The sequence below is a fragment of the Candidatus Cyanaurora vandensis genome (genome assembly GCF_013285555.1).
GTDB lineage: Bacteria > Cyanobacteriota > Cyanobacteriia > Gloeobacterales > Anthocerotibacteraceae > Cyanaurora > Cyanaurora vandensis.
On the sequence record NZ_JAAXLT010000137.1, the window covers coordinates 1 to 5,811 of the forward strand.

The 5,811-nt window shown below is 59.2% G+C and carries 4 protein-coding genes; 3 read left to right on the forward strand and 1 reads right to left on the reverse strand.

Annotated elements, in window-relative coordinates; genetic code table 11:
- From kdpA to kdpC, 3 genes are all read left to right on the forward strand, one after another.
- A partial coding sequence (gene kdpA / locus HFM78_RS09365) for a potassium-transporting ATPase subunit KdpA (protein WP_287129177.1) occupies positions 1-1,261 on the forward strand: 1,261 nt, incomplete at its 5' end.
- Between the two features lie 24 nt (positions 1,262-1,285).
- Positions 1,286-3,337, forward strand: coding sequence for a potassium-transporting ATPase subunit KdpB (kdpB, locus tag HFM78_RS09370; protein ID WP_287129178.1), 2,052 nt, complete (start codon positions 1,286-1,288; stop codon positions 3,335-3,337).
- Positions 3,338-3,347: 10 nt separating this feature from the next.
- Positions 3,348-3,908 (forward strand): potassium-transporting ATPase subunit KdpC, encoded by a 561-nt coding sequence (gene kdpC / locus HFM78_RS09375; RefSeq protein ID WP_287129179.1) that lies wholly within the window; start codon positions 3,348-3,350, stop codon positions 3,906-3,908.
- A 77-nt stretch (positions 3,909-3,985) separates the two neighbouring features.
- On the opposite strand, the gene bchD is transcribed toward kdpC, so the two are convergent.
- A partial coding sequence (gene bchD / locus HFM78_RS09380; protein ID WP_287129180.1) for a magnesium chelatase ATPase subunit D occupies positions 3,986-5,811 on the reverse strand: 1,826 nt, incomplete at its 5' end.

Consider the following 5,811-nt stretch of genomic DNA (forward strand, 5'->3'; position numbering starts at 1 on the left):
GGGGCGGGGGTTGGGGAATTTTTACGTGGACTTGACCCGTGGGTTAACCCGACTTTTGTTACCGCTATCCCTGGTGCTGGCCTTGGTCTACGTGAGTCAGGGGGTGCCTCAGAGTTTGGGGGGATTCCAGACGGCGCAACTGGTGGACCCTTACCCGACTGAGGTTGAGAAAGACGGGGTTAAAACAACAGAGACGGTGACGACGCAAAGTATTTTCGTTGGACCCCTAGCCTCAATTGAATCCATCAAGGAACTGGGGGAGAACGGCGGCGGTTCCGTGGGCATCAACTCCGCCCACCCCTTCGAGAACCCCAACCCCTTCACCAACTTAATTCAAATCCTCTCGATGCTCTTGATCCCGACCGCGCTAGTCTACACCTTCGGCGTGATGGCAGGGAACAAGAAGCAGGGCTGGGTCCTGTTTGGCACCATTTTTCTACTGTTTGTGGGGCTGATTGGCGTGGTGGCGGTCAGTGAATTCAATGGCAACCCGGCGGTCAATGCCCTACTGGGTACAGAGAATCCTAACTTCGAGGGCCAGGAGGTCCGGTTTGGTTGGGCACAGACGGCTCTATTTGCTACGACGACGACTGGAACCATGACGGGCGCGGTCAATGGGATGCACGACTCGCTTACACCGATTGGCGGTTTGGTGCCCTTGTTCAATATGTTCCTCCAGGTAATCTGGGGCGGACAGGGGACGGGGATTGCTTATATTCTCGTGTTCCTACTGATTGCGGTCTTTTTGACGGGCCTGATGGTGGGGCGCACCCCGGAGTTGTTTGGTCGGAAGATTGAGCAGCGGGAAGTGGCCTTGGCCTCGGTCATCTTCTTGGTCCACCCGTTTATGATCCTGGTCCCGACGGCTCTCGCCCTGGTAATTCCCGGTGTGAGCGGGATCTCGAATCCCGGTTATCACGGTTTGACTCAGGTGGTCTATGAATATACTTCCGCCGCTGCCAATAACGGTTCGGGGTTTGAGGGGCTGGGGGATGCGACCCTGTGGTGGAACTTGAGTACCTCGGTCGTCCTGTTGGCAGGTCGGTTCCTGCCCATCGTCGCGTTGCTGGCCTTAGCAGGCGGACTCTCCCAGAAGAAACCCGTTCCCGCCACGCCTGGTACTTTGCGAACTGATACGCCACTCTTTGGCGCGGTCACTGCCGGGACGATCCTGATCCTCGGTGCCCTGACGTTTTTCCCTGTCCTTGCCCTGGGTCCCCTGGCGGAGTTTGCCGCCAACGTTGCCGGGAAAGGGTTTTAGTCACTCGTTCACCTGAGGAATCCCATGACAACTTCGCGTAGCCAGCGCAAACACACGCCTAAGACCGAGACCCAGGGCCTTTATACCAGGGCCATTATCGGTTCCTTCCTCAAACTTAGTCCCTTGACCTTGTACAAAAACCCAGTCATGTTCGTGGTTTGGGTGGGAACCGTAATTACGGCAATTCTGGCAGTGGTCCCCGACCTCTTTGGTCCAGCCCCCGACAGCCGTCTGTTAAATGTCCTGCTCGCGATAATTCTCCTGTTCACCCTGCTCCTTGCCAACTTTGCCGAAGCGGTCGCCGAGGGCCGGGGCAAAGCCCAAGCCGATGCCCTCCGCCGCACCAAGTCCGACACGATGGCTCGCCGCATTACGGATGGGCGGGTCGAAGAAGTCTCCTCCACTGCCCTGCGCCGAGGCGATACTGTCCGGGTCGTAGCCGGGGATTTTATTCCTGGGGATGGAGAGGTTTTACAGGGCGTGGCCTCCGTGGACGAATCCGCAATTACCGGAGAATCCGCCCCGGTCCTCAAGGAACCTGGAACTGATACTTCAAGCTCTGTAACGGGCGGGACCCGCATTCTCTCTGATGAACTGGTCATCCGCATCACAGCTAATCCTGGTGAGAGTTTCATTGACCGGATGATTGCGCTAGTCGAGGGTGCCCAACGCCAGAAGACTCCCAACGAACTCGCTCTGACGGTTCTACTCGCGGTGCTGACCCTGATCTTCCTCGTCGTCGTGGCAACTCTGCCACCGATGGCGAACTATGTTGGTGCCCCAGTCTCAATTGCAACTTTGATTGCGCTCCTCGTCGCTTTGATTCCGACCACGATTGGCGGTTTATTGAGTGCGATTGGGATTGCGGGGATGGACCGGGTAGCGCAGTTCAATGTAATCGCGACCTCGGGGAAGGCCGTGGAAGCCGCCGGGGACGTGGGGACTTTGATTCTCGACAAGACCGGGACGATTACCCTGGGCAACCGTTTGGCGGATGAATTTATCCCCGTGGGCAACCATCCGGCGTTGGAACTAGCTGAGATAGCGCGGGCGGCTTCGCTCTTCGATGAGACCCCTGAGGGGAAGTCCATCCTGCGGTTGGCTCAGGAATTAGGAGCTAAGGACGGCTATAGCGTGGCAGGTGCCCAAGGGATTGAATTCAGTGCCCGGACCCGGATGAGTGGCACCGATTTCGCTGACGGTCAGACCCTCCGCAAGGGCGCGGTCTCGGCGATTAAACAGTACGTCACCGAGCGGGGCGGCACAGTTCCAGCAGACCTAGACCAAGCCACCGAGCGGGTTTCACGCTTGGGAGGTACGCCCCTAGCGGTGTGTAAGGGCAAGGAAATCCTGGGCGTGGTCTACCTCAAGGACATCATCAAACCCGGTATCCGGGAGCGTTTCGCGGAATTGCGGCGCATCGGCATCAAGACCATCATGGTCACGGGCGACAACCGGATCACTGCCTCCGTCATCGCCCAAGAAGCCGGGGTCGACGATTTCGTCGCTGAGGCCACCCCCGAGGACAAGATCCGGGTCATCCAAGGCGAACAGAGTCAAGGGAAACTCGTCGCCATGACCGGGGATGGCACCAACGACGCGCCCGCCCTAGCCCAAGCCGATGTCGGAGTCGCGATGAACTCCGGGACCCAGGCCGCCAAGGAAGCCGCCAACATGGTAGACCTCGACTCCGACCCGACCAAACTGATTGATATTGTCACCATCGGGAAACAATTACTGATCACCCGTGGGGCCTTGACCACCTTCAGCATCGCCAACGACCTCGCCAAATATTTCGCCATCCTGCCGGCCCTCTTTGCAGGAGCGGGGATTGGCTACCTCAACGTCATGGGCCTGACTAGTCCCCAATCAGCCATCCTGTCAGCCCTAATTTTCAACGCCCTGATCATCCCCGCCCTGATCCCCTTGGCCTTGAAGGGCGTTAAATTTGAGCCCCTGAGTGCCGACCAGCTCCTCACCCGCAACATCCTGATTTATGGGTTAGGCGGGGTAGTCGTGCCTTTTGTTGGCATCAAAGTAATTGACCTGCTTGTGACTGCTATTGGCCTCAGTTAAGGAGTCTGTGATGTCCATGCTTAAAGAAACCACCACTGCGCTGCGCATGAGTTTATTTCTGATCCTGGTCTGTGGCTTGGGTTACCCGCTGCTCACCACAGGTATCGCCCAGACCGTCTTCCCCGCCCAAGCCAACGGTTCTCTAATCCAAGCTCAGGGCCAGACCGTCGGTTCACGGCTCATCGGTCAAAACTTCACCAGTGACCGTTACTTCCAAGGCCGGATTAGCTCACTCACCTATAAAGCCGAAGCCTCGGGCAACCCCAACTACGGGCCAACGAACCAAGCCTACCTAGACCGAGTGCGTACAGACGTAGCCCGCCTAACCCAGCGCGACGGCACACCGCCCCCGATTGACCTCGTAACCAACAGCGGTTCCGGCCTCGACCCCCACATCACCCCCGCCGGAGCCCGAGTCCAAGTCCCTCGTATCGCCCGGACCCGTGGCCTGGAGCCGAGTCGCGTCCAACAATTAGTCGAGCAAAATACCACCGACCGCACCCTGGGTATTTTCGGAGAACCCCACATTAACGTCCTAGCCCTCAATCTGGCCCTAGACCAACTGCGGTAAAAATCCTCAACGTGGGGGTCGAGAGCAAGAATAAGCACGTTCTTTCGCCTTGGTCCCCCACGAGTGGGGCGGAGGGGCTACAGACTCGCCATCATCTCGCGGGTCTTCAGGGCCAGCGTCCGGTCGTCGGCGCGGGGCAGATAGAAGTAGCGGCCCCCAGCACGTTGGGCGAGTTCTTTCGCAAAGCCAGTACTGACAAAACGAGACTCCGTATCAATCAGGAGCAACTTCAATCCCAAGTCCGGGAAACGGGCAGCGAGGGCCAAAAGTTCGCCCTTGAGATCCGGTTTAGTGGGGGGAGCCTCGCCGAGGGAGCGAGCCAGGGGAATATTACCCCGACCATCGGTGATAGCGACGACGATGACTTGGCTGACCTCGCCGCCTTTTTGTGCCTGTACCCCCAGTTGAGCCGCCAGACTGAGGGCGTGGGCCAAGGGTGAACCGCCACCACAGGGTAATGACTCCATGCGTCGCCGGGCTAGGGCAATCGAGCGGGTGGGAGGTAAGACGACCTGCGCTTGCTCGCCTTGGAAGGGAATTAGGGCCACTTTGTCGCGGTTTTGATAGGCCTCCGTCAAGAGTCGCAACACCGCACCCTTAGCCGAGCGCATCCGGTTGAGAGCCATGGAACCAGAGGCATCCACCACAAAAATAATCAGTGACCCGGCGCGACGGACCAGTTGTTTCGCCCGTAGGTCCTGCTCTTGGACAATGACCCGACGGTGGGGTTCGCGTAAGCGTCGTTGTTTCTGGTGGGGGGCACAGGCCCGCAGGGTGGCATCCACCGCCACGCGCCGCACGGGACCCCGGGGCAAAATCGGACGGACATAGCGGCCCCGGTCCTCAGAATAAATCCGGGTCCGACTGCCACTCTTACCCCGGCGGCGAGTGGTCTGGGCAAACTGGACTAAAGCCGGGTCAAGGACTACGCCCTCGGGATCAAAGACAAAATCTTCCGGGAGTCCGCCGGGGGGAGAGTCGAGTTCTTCGGTGTCACCGTCAGGATTGGAAGCGGGTTCCTGGTCTTCACCCGGCGGCGGCGGCGGTGCCGGCGGCTCGGGCGGTGCTGGGGGAGCGGGCGGGACTTGTCCGGCGCGGGGAATGAGGACGAGTTCCACCGCAATGCGTAGGTCCTCAGCAATGGCTTGGGTGCGTCCGGCAAGTGCGGCATGGGCACAGGCAACCCGGGCGGCAAAAATATCGCCCCGTTGGCCCTCGACCCCGGCGCGGAGGGCTTCAGTGACGAGATACTCGATTTGCTCCTCGGTCAGCGCAATCTCCGGTAAACGTTCACGGGCCAAGAGGACCGTCAGTTGCAGGTCAGTCAAATCAGTCTCTTGGGCCGCCTCAAAACTCGTACTATCTTCCCGAAAAGCCCGGACCCGACGGACTACTTCCACCCGCTCCTTGAGTTCGAGCGACTGGTCCACGGGCAAGACCAAGGCGAAACGGTCCAGTAGATGTTCGCGCAACTCGCCCTCGTCGGGGTTATAGGTAGCAAGCAAAATGGCAGCGGCGGGATGGACCAGACTCAACCCCTCCCGTTCCACCCGATTGACGCCTTGGGCGAGGGCCGCCAAGAGACCATTAGTCAAGCTGGGTTCTAGAAGATTGAGATCGTCTACAAACAAAACCCCCCGGTTCGCTTGGGCCAGCAGTCCCGGCTGAAAGACGGCCTGTCCTGAGGCCAGGGACTTTTCCACATCCACCGTGCCCAAAAGACGATCCTCGGTCGTTCCCAGCGGGACCTGCACAAAGGGCACCGGGCGCAGTTGTCCAGTCCCCACGCCGGGAGCCTCATTACAAAAACTAGTCGGGTCCACCAAAATGTTGGGTAACAAAGTCCTGAGACTCTGAGCTAGCACACTCTTACCCTGTCCCCGCCGCCCCCACAGGACCACAC

What these genes read in the sequence shown, in the direction of transcription:
- kdpB (WP_287129178.1), top strand. Translation starts at nt 1,286, where the DNA reads ATGACAACTTCGCGTAGCCAGCGCAAACACACGCCTAAGACCGAGACC.
- kdpC (WP_287129179.1), top strand. Translation starts at nt 3,348, where the DNA reads ATGTCCATGCTTAAAGAAACCACCACTGCGCTGCGCATGAGTTTATTT.